Genomic DNA, 13,746 nt, shown 5'->3' on the forward strand with positions numbered 1-13,746 from the left:
ATCTCTTGCTTACGAAGGACCCGCCCGATGGCCGCGCAATACGCCTATGTCATGAAGAACATGACGAAGACCTTCCCCGGCGCGCAGAAGCCGGTGCTGAACAATATCAACCTGCAATTCTATCGCGGGGCGAAGATCGGCATCGTCGGGCCGAACGGCGCGGGCAAGTCGACCCTCATCAAGATCATGGCGGGGATCGACACCGACATCACCGGCGAAGCCTGGCCGGGCGAGAACATCACCGTTGGCTATCTCGAGCAGGAGCCGGAACTCGATGACAGCAAGACCGTGCTCGAAAACGTGCGCGAAGGGGCGAAGGACACCGCGCAGCTGGTCGAACGCTACAATGCGATCGCGGCCGAAATGGCCGAGCCCGATGCCGATTTCGAAGCGCTGGGCGAGGAAATGGCCGAGCTGCAGACCAAGATCGACGCCGTCGACGGCTGGACGCTCGACAACCAGCTCGAGATCGCGATGGAAGCCCTGCGCTGCCCCCCGGGCGACAGCCCCGTCACCGACCTTTCGGGTGGCGAGAAGCGCCGCGTCGCGCTCACCCGCCTGCTGATCCAGAAGCCCGACATCCTGCTGCTGGACGAGCCGACCAACCACCTCGATGCCGAAAGCGTCGAATGGCTGGAAAACCACCTCAAGGAATATGCCGGCGCGGTGCTGATGATCACCCACGACCGCTACTTCCTCGACAATGTGGTGGAATGGATTCTCGAACTCGACCGTGGCAGCTACTACCCGTACGAGGGCAATTACTCGACCTACCTGGAGAAGAAGGCCAAGCGCCTCGAGCAGGAAAGCCGCGAGGAATCGGGCCGCCAGAAGGCGCTATCGCGCGAGCTTGAATGGATCCGGCAGACGCCGTCCGCGCGCCAGACCAAGTCCAAGGCGCGTATCCGCAAGTTCGAGGAACTGCAGGAAAGCCAGAAGGACCGGAAGCCCGGCAAGGCGCAGATCGTCATCCAGGTGCCCGAGCGCCTGGGCGGCAAGGTGATCGAGGCCAAGGGCCTGACCAAGGCCTATGGCGACAAGCTGCTGTTCGAGAACCTCGACTTCATGCTGCCGCCGGGCGGCATCGTCGGCGTGATCGGGCCGAACGGCGCGGGCAAGTCCACGCTGTTCAAGATCATCACCGGCCAGGAACAGCCCGACAGCGGCAGCATCGAGATCGGCGACACCGTGCGCCTCGGCTATGTCGACCAGAGCCGCGACGACCTGAACCCGAAGAACAACGTCTGGGAGGAAATCTCCGACGGGCTCGATTACATGAAGGTCAACGGCCACGACATGAGCACGCGTGCCTATGTCGGCGCGTTCAACTTCAAGGGCGCGGACCAGCAGAAGAACGTCGGCAAGCTGTCGGGCGGCGAACGCAACCGCGTGCACATGGCCAAGATGCTGAAGCAGGGCGGCAACGTCCTGCTGCTGGACGAGCCGACCAACGACCTCGACGTCGAAACCCTCGCCGCGCTGGAAGACGCAATCGAGAACTTCGCCGGCTGCGCCGTGGTCATTTCGCACGATCGCTTCTTCCTCGACCGCCTCGCGACGCACATCCTCGCCTTCGAGGGCAACAGCCACGTCGAATGGTTCGAGGGCAACTTCGAGGCTTACGAAGAGGACAAGCGTCGCCGTCTGGGTGATGCGGCGGATCGACCGACGCGATTGGCGTATAAGAAGCTGACTAGGTGATGGACAAGTTCGAACAGCAGGCCATCGATCGATTGGTTCACCAAACTTCACCTGAGGACATTCGGCGCGTGATGGAAAATGCGCGCGACAAATCACCCGCAGTACACAAGGCGGCATTCCGAAGGTTGGTCGAGGTCTCTGCTCAAGATGCCGACGATCCCATTTCCAAAGCCTGTTGGGAGATGGTCTACACAGTCGAGGGGATCAGAAAGCAATTGGGCCGACCTGTTTGGCGTATGAACAGGCTTCGGCCAAAGATCGAGAAGGACGGCGAGATTGCAGCGCTCGAATACTGTGCTCGCAACCGTACCGATGGATTCGACGAGGTTCTCGAATATGAGCTTGCTGAGTTCACAGCCGAAGCAATCATCCTTAGATTTCCCGACACCTTCACTGACGAAAATCTGCGCGGAATCGCTCGAACAAGGTTGGTGGATGCGGGCGTAGATGTCGACGCAGCAGTGAGAGGGTAATTTTTCCTGATACATATCGTCACCCCGAACTTGATCCGGAGTCCAGTTTTTTCAGACGCCGCTACAGAGTAAGCGGGATGCCGGATTAAGTCCGGGATGACTAGGGATGGAACGGCGCGGTCAGCCCGCCGCCACCAATCTCTTAACATCGGGCTCCTCGCCATTCAGCTTTAGCTGCGCCAAATCATACGCCACCTGCATCCGCAGTAGCGTGTCGGCCCTGATGCCGAAGGCCTTTTCGAAGCGCAGCGCCATCACCGGCGACAGGGCAGCACGGCCGTTCAGCAGCGCGCTCATGTTCTGGCGGCTCACGCCCAGATGCGCGGCGCATTCGGTAACGCTCAAATCGTACGGCTCGACGATCTCATGCAGCAACCAGGTCCCCACATGCGAATGAAGCGAGGGATGCAGTTCGATACCCATCAGTGATAGTCCTCGAGATCGAGGTCGGCGATCGTATTCTCGTCAACCTTGGTGAATGTCAGCCGCCAGTTGCGCGTGACGGTGACGGAAAACGTTCCGGCACGGTCCCCGGTCAGCGGATGGAAACCGAAATTCGGTGGTTCGTACAGTCGCTCGAAAGATCGGGCCGCGACAACGAATTCCAGAATGCGCGCCATCCGGACCGGCTCGATCACACCCTTGGCCTTGCCGGTCTCCACGAAACGCCGCAGAGCCTTGTGCCGTATGCTCTCGATTTCCATCGAGCGTCATGTATCGCTTGACACCACGCCTGTCAAGTGTCGCATGACGCTTCGCTGCGTTTGACTCCCCCCACCCCGGTTTGACACAATAGCGGGCAACGCGCTCGAAAAGCGGGCGCATTTCCCGACGGCGCATCCCTCGCGCCGCGAACACGAAATCCAAAGGAATACCATGACGACACCCAGCAACGGCGACACCGTGACCATCGACTACGTCCTCAAGCGCGGCGACGGGCAGGAAATCGGCAACACTTCGCAGGTCGGCCCGCAGACGGTCCAGCTTGGCGCAGGGCAGATCTTCCCGGCGATCGAGGAAGCGCTGACCGGGATGAAGGTCGGCGACAGCCAGACCGTCTCCATCGACAGCGACAATGCCTTCGGCCCGCGCCGCGAGGAGCTGGTGATCGACATCCCGCGCGCCAACCTTCCCGCAGACCCGGCTCCGCAGCCGGGCATGGCCATGCAGGCGCAAACGCCCGACGGCCAGCCGATGACGCTCTACATCCTCGAAGTGGGCGAAGAGCAGGTGAAGGCCGACGGCAATCACCCGCTCGCAGGCGAGGACGTGACCTTCGACCTTACCCTTCGCGACATCAAGCAGGCCGCCTGATCGGCGGTGCGACGGGGGTCGAGAACCGGCCCCTTTCGCTCACGATTGTGGAAAACCCAAAGATGCGCTAGACACGCAATAAGGCGCTCTTCCCGAAGGATGAGCGCCTTGCTCGTGGGGGAGTATCGATGGGATCGTGGCGCAAGCCGGGTTTGAGGGAATTCGTCGTGCCGGCGCTTTACAGCCTGGCATGGTTCGTCTGCGCCCAGATTGCTCTCGGGCTGACCCAGGGGGCCGACGGGATCGCCGCAGTCTGGCCCTCGAGCGGCATTTTCGTGGCCGCCCTGCTCCATCTCGCCCATCGCGGCCGCATTCTCGCCACCGTCGGGATCGGCATTGCCAGCTTCTTCGCGAATTTCGGTAGCGGCGTCGGCCTTTTTGCGAGCATCGGCTTCACTGCCGCCAATCTGATCGAAGGCTGGCTCGTGTTTTTCCTGATGGGCGGCGCGGGCTCGGCGGCGCGTGCGCTGCGCGATCCGGTAAATCTGCTGCGCTTTGCCGGCGCTGCCTTGCTTGCAGGGGCGATCAGCGCGGTGATGGCGGGGCTCCTGTCGCTCAACCCCGATCCTGTATTCCTGTGGTCCTGGGCAAGCACGGTCACGCTCGGCATGCTCATCGTGACGCCGGTCATTCTGTTCATAGCGCAGGACCAGCAGGCCATGCGGCATCTGCTGTCGCTACGCACGCTGTGGGTCTTGCTGATCGTCGGCCTGCTGACCGCCACCGCCTTTGCCCAGTCCGATTATCCGCTGCTGTTCCTGCCAATGGTCGCGATCTCCGTCGCGACCGCCGTCCTGGGACTGAGCGGCACTTCGCTTGCGATCCTTGTGGTGGTCGCGATCGGATCGATCCTCACCGTTTCGGATATCGGGCCAATCTCGGTTTTCGTTTCCGATGTCGAGGATCGGGTCGTTTTCTTCCAGCTATATGTGCTCAGCCTGCTGGTATCGGCCATGCCGGTGGCACTCGTGCTTGCCCTGCGCAAGCGGGACCTGCTGGTGTCCGAGACCAACAAGCGGTTGCTCGAGGCTGCGGAGCGGGCGGCGAAGATGGGCCACTGGCGCTATGACGTGCTGGCCGAGACATTTCACTGGTCGAAGGAAGCCCGCCGGATGATCGGCATGCGCGACCTGCCCGACAGCATCGATGCGACCGTCGCGCTCCTGCATGAGAAGGACCGCGTGCGCGTTCACGGCCTCATCGCGCAAGCCCAGCAGCACGGGATACCCTTTGTGTTCGAAGCGCAGGTTGCGGGCAATGATCCGGCACCGATGCATGTCGAATGTCGCGGCGAGGTAGAGATGGCCCCCGACGGCAGCGCGACCTCTCTTTTCGGCACCATCATGGACGTTAGCGAGCGTGCGGAAACCATGCGACAACTGCGCCTCGCCCAGCTGCGCGCGGAGAAGGAAGCCGCCGAGGTGCGCCATCTGGCAGAGACAGACTATCTGACCGGCATTGCCAATCGCCGCCGCATACTCGGCGATCTGGCGGACATGGTGTTTCACGCCGCCTCGCGTGAGGAGCTTCTCGCCGTCGCATTGTTCGACATCGATCATTTCAAGACGATCAACGACCGCTTCGGGCACGATGCCGGCGACAAGACGCTCAAGCTCTTCTGCCGCATGATCGGCGAGCGATTGGGGCCAGGCCGCAAACTGGGCCGGCTTGGCGGGGAGGAATTCCTTGCTCTCGCACCCGGAGCGACTGCACAGGAGCTGGCCGAAACCTGCGAAGACATCGGCCGCCACCTTGCCAATCTGCCCCTGCCTTTCGGACAGGGCGAGCGCGTGACAATGAGCGTGGGCGTTGCCGAATTGCGACCCGGACTGAACGATTCGAGCCTGCTGAAGGCCGCCGATATCGCGCTCTACCATGCGAAGGGCTCGGGCCGTGCGCAGACTGTCATCTACGGCGAAGACATCGACGAAAGCATCGACGCCTAGCCAGCCCGGTTAGATCTCCCGAGCGCAAAAAAGGGGCGAGCCGCAGCCCGCCCCTTTTCGTTTTTCATCGCAAGGACGATTAGCCTTCTTCGGCTGCCTTGCTGACCAGGATGTTGACCGATACGCGGCGATTCTGGCGACGGCCTTCGGCAGTCGAGTTGTCCGCTGCAGGGTCCGCTTCGGCAAAGCCGGTCGGGGTCAGCATGCGCCAGGGCTTCCAGCCGCATTCCTGCTGCAGGATATTCACGACGCGCGCCGCGCGCTTTTCGCTCAGTGTCTGGTTGTAGTCCTGATCGCCGACCGAATCGGTGTAGCCGACGACGAGAAGCAGGGCATTGTCCATCGTTTCGGCCTGGCTGGCGGCCTGACAAAGCTCGGCCCGGTCGCCAGCGTTCACAGCCCATTTGCCGGTGTCGAAATAGACGTTGGTGGTGCCCTTGATATTGTAATTGTCGATATTGCCCATCCGACCGCGGAGCGCTTCGGCAGCGGCGGTGTTGGCATCGATGTCGAAGCGCTGTTCGGCAAACTTCTGGGCGGTCCCGGCTTGGATCATCTGGGCGGTTTCGAGGTCGCCCTTCTTCAGCTTGATCTCGCTCGCGAGCAGGAGTTCTCCAGCCTGCATCGTCTCGACTTCCACCGGGATGCCATTCAGCAGGTCTTCCATGCCCAGCGTGGTCCGGCCGAGGCCGAGGAATCCGCCGGTGCCGCGGATTTCGGTATCTGGCTCAACCGTGATGACGGTGTTGGTGCCGTCTGCACTGGTGACCTGGATCTGGTCGCCGCGGCGCGCCGTAATTACGCCGTCAATGTCCGGGCCTTCGACCGGGGTCGCTCCATAGACAGTCGTCAGGACTTCGCCGTCCTGTGTAGGTTCGATTTCCTGGGCCGAGAGGGTGCCGGCGACGGGAAGCGTCAACAGGGCGATGGTCGCAAGGCGCGCGGCCTTTGCGGGTGCAATGTTCATAATTCAAACTCCTTAGCTTCGACATCCGGCCGTACGAATAGCAAAAGCCAGCGCCGCCCATGGTGACTGGGCCGGTTGCCGAGACCCCCGATTTCAGTTGCGATCCTGCGTGGTTTCTCCCCTGACGAAACCATCGCTCGACGCCGCAAGCACCCTGCCGCATTGCTGACACATTAATGGCATGACAGATACTGTCCCATCGAGGGACGGCAAGAGGTCGGCTTGCGATGAGCCGTTTAGGTGGATGATGCCCGCTCACGTCTCAAGGCGAAATCCAGCGCCCCTTGTCACCAATGAAAAGAGCCCTGCGGTGCCCGGAATGGGCGAGGCTGAACCAATCGGCTTCCTCGATCTCGATCAGCAGAAGCGCGAAATTCTCTCGTGCCGGTACCAGCTCTTCTTCCGGCGGCTCGGTGCCCTCATAATCGCTCGGAAGCCCGCTGGTCGGACCCTGAGATATTTCGCCCGGCCCCGAACCGAGATAACAGCGCCGTGCGAAATTCGTGCTGTTTTCCCAGGCTGCATCGACGATGTCTCCCGAGCGCTCGATCCGGCCCCTGCCCCGCAAGCGAAGCTGCACCTTGGCTTCGCGATCGTAGGCAAGAACGCCAATGCGCGGATCGGCATCGACTACCGCGACCTTCGGCGACCGGGCATCGGTATGAAAGCGCAAGGTCCACATTGCAGGATCGAACGCTCGCAACACCATCACACGTGCATCGGCATCGGCAGTTGCGACTACCGGCGTGTGGACCGGCGACCGCCGGTCGGAAGCGCCCTGTATCAGCCGACGGGAAATATCGGCGCGAATGGCATTGAGGTCCTCGAGCATCGCAATGCATTGGCGGCCTGAGTCGTTCGTGCCAAGGCTTTATGCGTTAATCCGAGAGGCTGCAAAGATGAACGAATGCCGTAGTGTCCGGTTCAGATTGACGTCAGGCCGATGTGATAGAAAGTTCCTCAGCGACATATGGCCGCAGGTGGTGGAGCGGCTAGTCCAGGCAAAAGGATACGCTCCATGACTTTGACCAAACTGTTGAAAGGAAGCGCACTCGGCGCCCTGGCGGCGGCGATGACGGTGACCGCATTGCCGACCGATGTTCAGGCACAGGACCGCCGGGAACGCGCGGAACGTGGTGACCGAGGAGATCGGCAGGCGCGACAGGATCGAGGCGGAAATCGCGGCGAAGCTCGCCAGAACCGCCGTGAAGCGCGTCAGGACCGCGGCGCCAACCGACAGGATCGCCGCGAAGCGCGCCAGGAACGCCGCGAGGTTCGTCAGGACTTGCGCCGTCAGGGCAGCGGCTATGGCAATGAAGGTGGCCGTCTGAGCGGTGCACGCGAACGCAATGATTTTGGCGATCGCTTCGAGCGAAGGATCGAGCGTCGCGTGAACGAGGATCGGGCGGAACGCCGTGCGGAGCGGCGTCAGGATCGTCGTGTCGAACGCCGCGAGGATCGGCGCGTCGAACGGCGCGAGGACCGCCGCGGCCAGTGGCGTGAGCGCGAAAGCAACCGTACCTACCGCGCCGATCGCAATCGTACCTATCGTGATGGCTATCGCGACGGACGTCACACCGAACAGCGGCGTGATCGCTGGGAGGACCGCAGCATTCGCCGCGACGCCTATCGTGACGGATATCGCGATGCCAATCGCCGTGCGCGCTATTACGACGGACGTCGCTGGCACAATTACGACCGGTGGGACCACCGTCGCTGGCGCGACAATCGGCGCTACGATTGGTACGGCCACCGCTACAACAACCGCAGCCTCTATCGGCTGGGTCGGTACTACGCTCCCTATCGCGACTATCGCTATCGCCGCCTGAACATCGGGTTCCGCCTGGGCAGCCTGTTCTTCGGCAGTCGCTACTGGATCAACGATCCCTGGCGCTATCGCCTGCCCGAGGTGTACGGCCCCTATCGCTGGGTACGCTATTACGACGACGTGCTGCTGGTCGATATCTACAGCGGCGAAGTGGTCGACGTGATCCACGACTTCTTCTGGTAAATCGTCTTTGCCCACTGGCGTGAGAGTGGTCCGGAGGGCAACGCACCCCCGCCGAGCGATCGGCGGGGGTCTTTTTACGGCATCAGGTCAGCCCGGCACCTTGCCGAAAGGTAGCATGCGGAAGATTCCGCCGCTCTTGTCGAAGAAGGTGTGCTTGAGCGCTCCGAGAATATGCAGCGCGATCAGATAGATGAAGATCGATCCGCCGGTTGCATGCGCTTCGAAGATCGTTTCGCCCAGATCCTTGTCCTCGCCGACCGGGAGAGCGGGGATCGTAAACAGCCCGAAGAAATCGATCTCGCGGCCGTTCAGCGAATTCGCCAGCCAGCCGCCCAGCGGAAGTCCGATCAGCAGGATGTAGAAGATAACGTGGACGGTGCGCGCCAGCGTCTTCTCCCAGCTCTCCAGATCGGACGGAAGCGGCGGCACCGGATGCGTCCAGCGCCAGAGCAGGCGGCCGATAGTCAGGACGAGGATCGCGATACCTAGCGCCTTGTGGTCGGCGAAGATGGCCATGGCTTCCGCCCTGTCTGCATTTTCGGCATTTTCGGCAAGCCGCCAGTTCCAGATAACTGCCACGGCGATGGTCCAGTGAAAGATCATCGCCCCGATCGAATAGCGCTTCTGCTTCGCATCGGCCATTTCGCTCTCCCCGAGAAGTGTCGCGCGAATCTAGCGCGTCACGACATCGGAGCAAGCGCAATACTTGAAGCCTTGGCAGCGATTGCTAACACAGACTCATGACGAAGATGGCCACCATCCCAGATCAAGGCGCCCTCAAGCGCGTTGGGGCGCAGGTGCGCAAACGGCTCGAGGCCGACCCGCAAGCCTACAAGGTCCCGACCGACAAGGCCGAGATCTTCGCCATCGGCGACTTCCTCAGCGCGGACGAGTGCCAGCGCCTGATCGAAATGATCGATCGGGTCGCACAGCCCAGCGAGTTGCATGAAACCGCCTATGTCGCGAAGTTCCGGACATCCTACTCGGGCAATTTCGACCCGCACGATCCCTTCGTTAAGATGATCTCGCGCCGCATCGACGATCTGCTCGGGCTGAATGCCGCGACCGGTGAGCGCATTCAGGGCCAGCGCTACCTGCCGGGACAGGAATTCAAGCCCCACAACGACTGGTTCTATACCGACCAGGAGTATTGGAAACTGGAGCGCAAGCGCGGTGGGCAGCGCTGCTGGACGGCGATGGCGTTCCTGAACACCGTGGAAGAAGGTGGGCACACGCATTTCGTCGAAGTCGGCGCATCCATCGAACCCAAGCCGGGTGTCCTGCTGGTCTGGAACAATGCGACCCCCGATGGCGAGCCGAACGAGGATACACTGCACGCCGGCACACCCGTGGTCAGGGGTTCGAAATACGTGCTGACCAAGTGGTACCGCACGCGCAAGCACGACTGAGTCGATTCGTCTTCAGGCGACCACTGGGACCGGTTGCGGGACCAGAATCGTTGCCCGCAGTCCATCCGCCTCAAACCGTGTTTCGACCCGTCCGCCGATCCCCCGAATGACGCCTTCGATCAGGCGCTGGCCCGAGCCCTGCCGATCGTTGTCCGGTTCGATGGCCTTGCTTGCGCCGGCGATGCCGAGATGTTCGATCCAGTGGATTTCGAGGAAGCCGTTCGATCCCGGCACCCAGTCGATCTCTACCCGACCGTCATTCTGTGCCAGTGCGCCATATTTGAGCGCATTGGTGGCCAGTTCATGCAGGGTGAGCCCGATAGGCGTCACGAACTTGCGCGGCAGCTCCACCAGTTCGCCTGCGATCAGGATGCGCTCCGCATGCGAGTTTCTATAGGGCCGCATGACTGCTTCGGCGAGCGACGCCAGGTTCGTGCGTCCGTCGTCGAGACCTTCGCCGGACAGCGATACCTTATGCGCACTGGCCAGTGCCTCGATCCGTCGTTCGATCTTTTCCGACAGGGCGGCAGCATCCTGCGCCCCGCGCGACGATAGCCGGACGATCGCGCTGAGCACGCCGAACAGATTGTCTGTGCGATGGCGAAGCTCGGCAGCGATCCGTTCGTTCTCCACGATCGTCTCCCGAGCAGCGAGCAGCTCGGTGATGTCCCATTGAGAGCCGAAGTAGTAGGCGAGCTTGCCGTCCTCGTCGTAGATCGGCCCCACGTGGACTGCATTCCAGAATGCCGAACCGTCCTTGCGATAGTTGAGTATGTCGACGACCGCATACTCTTCTTTCTCGAGTGCTGTCCGAAGTCGGGAGATTGCAGAGGGCTTCGTTCCGCGCCCTTGCAAGAACCGGCAGTTGCGGCCGATCAGGTCTTCGCGCGCGTATCCGGTCAGATTCAGGAAAGCCTGGTTGACATAGACCAGCGGACAATCTTCCTGATGGGGATCGGCCAGGCTCACCGCCATGCGCGTCTGTTCGGTGGTTTGCAGGAACAGCTGGCGCGCCCCGATCCGCAAATCCGAAAGATTGCTGACAGCCAGCGCGTCCTGGACCGCGGCGCGCGCTGCTTCGTCGAGATTTTCGGACGGAGCGATCGGCTCCCCATCCTCGCCCACGGTGCGACCCATGGCGGTTTCCCTTCCCTTCGATGTGACACGATTCCACCGAAAATCTGACGCGCAGGCGCGCGCATTTCAAGCAAAAATTGGCAGCTATTCGGCCCGTTTCAGGCCGAAAATTACCAAGTCCTTGAATGAAACGCGTATTTAAATCACCGCGCCAGTGCCTCGGCGATCAGCTTGCGGCTGTTCTCGACGCCGTAGAGCGCGATGAAGCTGCCCATGCGCGGCCCCTGATCGCTGCCAAGCAGCGTCTGGTAGAGCGCCTTGAACCAGTCGCGCAGGTTCTCGAAGCCGTACTCTTCGCGTTTGCCGATCTCGTAGACCTCGGTCTGCAGGTCCTCAGCGCTCGCATCGGCGGGTGCCTCGGCGAGATAGGCGTCGAGCGCCTTCAGCGCTTCGGCCTCGTTCGGCGTCGGGGCGCGCTTGACCAGCGTCGGCGCGATGTAGTCGCGGGTGTAGTTGACCGCCGTCTCGATCAGCACTTCCAGCTCGGGCGTCACCTTGCCCTCCCCGATGTAGCTTTCGAGATAGTCGCGCAGGTTCGGCACGGTCGCTTCGGCCCCCAGCACGCTGGCAAGATTCAGCAACAGGCCATAGGTCACCGGCAGGCTGTCGCCCGCGCCCGGCGCTTCCTCGGCCGTGTAGCCGCCATTGGCGCGCAGGAGGTGCCAGGCAGGATTGCCGAGCTGCTTGTCGAGCTCCTGTTCGGCCAGCCGCTCGCGGAAGCTCCAGTAATCGTCCACCGCGCGCGGGATCACACCGACATGCAGCTGCTTGGCGCTCTTCGGGTTCGGGAAGATGTAGAAGCCCAGGCTCTCCTCGCTGCCATATTGCAGCCATTCCTCGATCGAGAGGCCGTTGCCCTTGGACTTCGAGATCTTCTCGCCGTTCTGGTCGAGGAACATCTCGTAGATCAGCCCCTCCGGCTTGCGCCCACCCAGCACCTTGACGATCTTGCCCGACTGCACGCCGCTGTCGGTCAGGTCCTTGCCGTACATCTCGTAATCGACGCCGAGCGCGTACCACCGCATCGCCCAGTCGACCTTCCACTGCAGCTTGGACATGCCGCCGAGCGCGGACTGCTCCACCACGGTGCCGTCCTCTTCGGTGAAGCGGATCATGCCGGCCTCGGCATCGACGACCTCCACCGGCACCTGCAGCACGCGGCCGGTCGACGGACTGATCGGCAGCACTGGCGAATAGGTCTGCCGCCGCTCCTCGCGCAGCGTGGGCAGCATGATGTCGAGGATGTCCTGGTTCTTGCGCAGCACCTGCCGCAGCGCATCGTCGAAGCGGCCGGAATTGTACATGTCGTTCGACGCGATGAACTCGTAGTCGAAGTCGAAGCGGTCGAGGAACTCGCGCAGCTTCGCATTGTTGTGCGCCGCGAAGCTTTCGTGCCCCTTTTCGAACGGATCGGGCACGCGGCTGAGCGGCAAGTGCAAATTCGCCTCGAGCAGCGCCTTGTTCGGCACGTTATCGGGCACCTTGCGCAGGCCGTCCATGTCATCACTGAAGGCGACGAGGCGGGTCCTGCCGTCCTCGGGCTTCGCGCCGATCATCGCCTCGAACGCGCGGCGGACCAGCGTGGTGCGCAGCACTTCCTGGAAGGTGCCGATATGCGGCAGGCCGCTGGGGCCATAGCCGGTTTCGAACAGCACCGGGCTGCCATCGGGTTTCGCGCCATCGGGATAGCGCTTGAGCAGCCGCTGCGCCTCCTGGAACGGCCAGGCCTTGGACACGCGGGCGGCTTCGATCAGATCGGTCATGCTCATGCTCGAACCCTTCGCCGCTGCGTGCCCCTTTCGCAAGTGCGAAGTGTTGGACGCCTGTTGGAGCGGCACCGGGTTACTCCAGTCACATGGACCGCATGGACCACAGTCCTGGGCGGAAAAAGCTGCGGCGTGGTTTGGGGAGTGGGATTTGGGTGGAGAGCGAGGGAGTGGTGGGGCGGCATTTGACGGGAGTTATCGCGAAAGAGTTTTGTAGGACAGAACTCTCATTTTCCCGCTAAAAGCAGCCTTTCCGCTAACGACCCGATTGCGGACACTTCCGTCGCGCTCACAAATCAGACGACAAAGCCTCTGAGATTTTCTTGTAAGGTATCCGGACCGTCTCAGATCTTGATTTTATAATATCGTAGCCCGGTGCATCGAATCTGAGACAAATGTCACGGCTGCCAGATCGAAGGTCGTAGTTCTCTCGAGCGCTCGCAGCTCGGCTATATTCGATATCCGGCATTGGATGGTTCGGGACAATATAGACATTGTAGTGAAACTTGCCGTCCGATCCACGCACCAGAGGTTCAGCGAAACTTGGCACACCTAGATCAGCGTCGTGACTGCTAAATGGCCCAAATGTCGTTATAAAATAAGGGTCCGAGAATGGGCAAAAGTCGGCATGTGCATAAACGCCATCGATTTGATCTGAGATCGCGGTAAGGCTTGTCTCCGACGAAAGCTCAATCTTGAGATAGCGTCCATAACTTGGCGCGCGACCACCTTCCGGCATCGGTGCTTCGCCAGTTAGCGTCACAGCTTCAACTTCATAATTGCCTAAGGACTGGCCACAAGACGAGATGGTAAATGAAGCGCCCATGATAACGAGCAATTTCGCTAACTGCATGAGTGAAGCATATTATCTCGAATGACTGCTTTCCACCCATAATCGGACATTATTCGTTCTTCGCGCAGCGCCCGAAAGCGGACGGTAGGAGCCATCAGCGGCAACCTTCACCCCCGAGAAAATCCCTCCAACCCCGCTTGCCCCGCGTTCCGTTTGTGTTCTAACGCGC

Annotated in this window: 14 protein-coding genes; 6 read left to right on the forward strand and 8 right to left on the reverse strand. The window is 61.5% G+C overall.

The features are described from left to right. The first annotated feature begins 27 nt into the window (after nucleotides 1–27). Both ettA and P8Q88_RS11085 read left to right on the forward strand, forming a co-directional pair. On the forward strand, nucleotides 28–1,701 hold the full coding sequence (gene ettA, locus P8Q88_RS11080) for an energy-dependent translational throttle protein EttA (RefSeq protein ID WP_278323891.1): 1,674 nt from the start codon (nucleotides 28–30) through the stop codon (nucleotides 1,699–1,701). Continuing rightward, nucleotides 1,701–2,174, forward strand: coding sequence for a hypothetical protein (locus P8Q88_RS11085; RefSeq protein WP_278323892.1), 474 nt, complete (start codon nucleotides 1,701–1,703; stop codon nucleotides 2,172–2,174). Before ettA ends, P8Q88_RS11085 begins: the two co-directional genes overlap by 1 nt. 120 nt (nucleotides 2,175–2,294) lie before the next feature. Here the strand turns inward: P8Q88_RS11085 and P8Q88_RS11090 are convergent, their stop codons facing one another. Together P8Q88_RS11090 and P8Q88_RS11095 are read right to left on the reverse strand one after the other, a co-directional pair. After that, nucleotides 2,295–2,597 (reverse strand): HigA family addiction module antitoxin, encoded by a 303-nt coding sequence (locus P8Q88_RS11090; RefSeq protein ID WP_278323893.1) that lies wholly within the window; start codon nucleotides 2,595–2,597, stop codon nucleotides 2,295–2,297. Continuing rightward, nucleotides 2,597–2,878, reverse strand: coding sequence for a type II toxin-antitoxin system RelE/ParE family toxin (locus tag P8Q88_RS11095; protein WP_278323894.1), 282 nt, complete (start codon nucleotides 2,876–2,878; stop codon nucleotides 2,597–2,599). The genes P8Q88_RS11090 and P8Q88_RS11095 overlap by 1 nt, the downstream gene beginning before the upstream one ends. Nucleotides 2,879–3,050: 172 nt before the next feature. On the opposite strand from P8Q88_RS11095, the gene P8Q88_RS11100 reads away from it, so the two are divergent. Both P8Q88_RS11100 and P8Q88_RS11105 read left to right on the forward strand, forming a co-directional pair. Next, a complete protein-coding gene (locus tag P8Q88_RS11100) occupies nucleotides 3,051–3,488 on the forward strand; it encodes an FKBP-type peptidyl-prolyl cis-trans isomerase (protein WP_278323895.1) in 438 nt (145 codons plus the stop codon). Between the two features lie 128 nt (nucleotides 3,489–3,616). Then, nucleotides 3,617–5,434, forward strand: a complete 1,818-nt coding sequence (locus P8Q88_RS11105) for a sensor domain-containing diguanylate cyclase (protein WP_278323896.1) — start codon at nucleotides 3,617–3,619, stop codon at nucleotides 5,432–5,434. Nucleotides 5,435–5,513: 79 nt separating this feature from the next. Here the strand turns inward: P8Q88_RS11105 and P8Q88_RS11110 are convergent, their stop codons facing one another. Beyond that, a complete protein-coding gene (locus P8Q88_RS11110) occupies nucleotides 5,514–6,401 on the reverse strand; it encodes an OmpA family protein (protein ID WP_278323897.1) in 888 nt (295 codons plus the stop codon). A gap of 262 nt (nucleotides 6,402–6,663) precedes the next feature. Continuing rightward, the gene (locus P8Q88_RS11115; protein ID WP_278323898.1) at nucleotides 6,664–7,233 is read right to left on the reverse strand and encodes a PNPOx family protein; all 570 of its coding nucleotides are present in this window, start codon (nucleotides 7,231–7,233) and stop codon (nucleotides 6,664–6,666) included. Nucleotides 7,234–7,419: 186 nt separating this feature from the next. On the opposite strand from P8Q88_RS11115, the gene P8Q88_RS11120 reads away from it, so the two are divergent. Next, nucleotides 7,420–8,412 (forward strand): RcnB family protein, encoded by a 993-nt coding sequence (locus P8Q88_RS11120; protein WP_278323899.1) that lies wholly within the window; start codon nucleotides 7,420–7,422, stop codon nucleotides 8,410–8,412. A gap of 87 nt (nucleotides 8,413–8,499) precedes the next feature. On the opposite strand, the gene P8Q88_RS11125 is transcribed toward P8Q88_RS11120, so the two are convergent. Further along, a complete protein-coding gene (locus tag P8Q88_RS11125; protein ID WP_278323900.1) occupies nucleotides 8,500–9,054 on the reverse strand; it encodes a cytochrome b in 555 nt (184 codons plus the stop codon). 98 nt (nucleotides 9,055–9,152) lie between these two features. Here P8Q88_RS11125 and P8Q88_RS11130 point away from each other — a divergent pair, with 98 nt between their 5' ends. Next, nucleotides 9,153–9,821, forward strand: a complete 669-nt coding sequence (locus P8Q88_RS11130) for a prolyl hydroxylase family protein (protein WP_278323901.1) — start codon at nucleotides 9,153–9,155, stop codon at nucleotides 9,819–9,821. 12 nt (nucleotides 9,822–9,833) lie between these two features. Here the strand turns inward: P8Q88_RS11130 and P8Q88_RS11135 are convergent, their stop codons facing one another. The 3 genes from P8Q88_RS11135 to P8Q88_RS11145 all read right to left on the reverse strand — a co-directional run bounded on the left by P8Q88_RS11135 (nucleotide 9,834) and on the right by P8Q88_RS11145 (nucleotide 13,577). Beyond that, nucleotides 9,834–10,958 (reverse strand): PAS domain-containing protein, encoded by a 1,125-nt coding sequence (locus P8Q88_RS11135; protein WP_278323902.1) that lies wholly within the window; start codon nucleotides 10,956–10,958, stop codon nucleotides 9,834–9,836. 143 nt (nucleotides 10,959–11,101) lie between these two features. After that, complete coding sequence (locus tag P8Q88_RS11140) at nucleotides 11,102–12,727, reverse strand: lysine--tRNA ligase (protein ID WP_278323903.1); 1,626 nt, start codon at nucleotides 12,725–12,727, stop codon at nucleotides 11,102–11,104. A gap of 286 nt (nucleotides 12,728–13,013) precedes the next feature. Further along, nucleotides 13,014–13,577 (reverse strand): hypothetical protein, encoded by a 564-nt coding sequence (locus tag P8Q88_RS11145; RefSeq protein ID WP_278323904.1) that lies wholly within the window; start codon nucleotides 13,575–13,577, stop codon nucleotides 13,014–13,016. Between the last annotated feature and the right edge of the window lie 169 nt (nucleotides 13,578–13,746).

Source organism: Qipengyuania marincola (assembly GCF_029688625.1).
Lineage (GTDB): Bacteria > Pseudomonadota > Alphaproteobacteria > Sphingomonadales > Sphingomonadaceae > Qipengyuania.

Bases quoted from the DNA above. Each gene is read 5' to 3' on its own strand.
- ettA (WP_278323891.1), top strand. From the start codon at position 28: ATGGCCGCGCAATACGCCTATGTCATGAAGAACATGACGAAGACCTTC.
- P8Q88_RS11085 (WP_278323892.1), top strand. From the start codon at position 1,701: ATGGACAAGTTCGAACAGCAGGCCATCGATCGATTGGTTCACCAAACT.
- P8Q88_RS11090 (WP_278323893.1), bottom strand. From the start codon at position 2,597: ATGGGTATCGAACTGCATCCCTCGCTTCATTCGCATGTGGGGACCTGG.
- P8Q88_RS11095 (WP_278323894.1), bottom strand. From the start codon at position 2,878: ATGGAAATCGAGAGCATACGGCACAAGGCTCTGCGGCGTTTCGTGGAG.
- P8Q88_RS11100 (WP_278323895.1), top strand. From the start codon at position 3,051: ATGACGACACCCAGCAACGGCGACACCGTGACCATCGACTACGTCCTC.
- P8Q88_RS11105 (WP_278323896.1), top strand. From the start codon at position 3,617: ATGGGATCGTGGCGCAAGCCGGGTTTGAGGGAATTCGTCGTGCCGGCG.
- P8Q88_RS11110 (WP_278323897.1), bottom strand. From the start codon at position 6,401: ATGAACATTGCACCCGCAAAGGCCGCGCGCCTTGCGACCATCGCCCTG.
- P8Q88_RS11115 (WP_278323898.1), bottom strand. From the start codon at position 7,233: ATGCTCGAGGACCTCAATGCCATTCGCGCCGATATTTCCCGTCGGCTG.
- P8Q88_RS11120 (WP_278323899.1), top strand. From the start codon at position 7,420: ATGACTTTGACCAAACTGTTGAAAGGAAGCGCACTCGGCGCCCTGGCG.
- P8Q88_RS11125 (WP_278323900.1), bottom strand. From the start codon at position 9,054: ATGGCCGATGCGAAGCAGAAGCGCTATTCGATCGGGGCGATGATCTTT.
- P8Q88_RS11130 (WP_278323901.1), top strand. From the start codon at position 9,153: ATGACGAAGATGGCCACCATCCCAGATCAAGGCGCCCTCAAGCGCGTT.
- P8Q88_RS11135 (WP_278323902.1), bottom strand. From the start codon at position 10,958: ATGGGTCGCACCGTGGGCGAGGATGGGGAGCCGATCGCTCCGTCCGAA.
- P8Q88_RS11140 (WP_278323903.1), bottom strand. From the start codon at position 12,727: ATGAGCATGACCGATCTGATCGAAGCCGCCCGCGTGTCCAAGGCCTGG.
- P8Q88_RS11145 (WP_278323904.1), bottom strand. From the start codon at position 13,577: ATGCAGTTAGCGAAATTGCTCGTTATCATGGGCGCTTCATTTACCATC.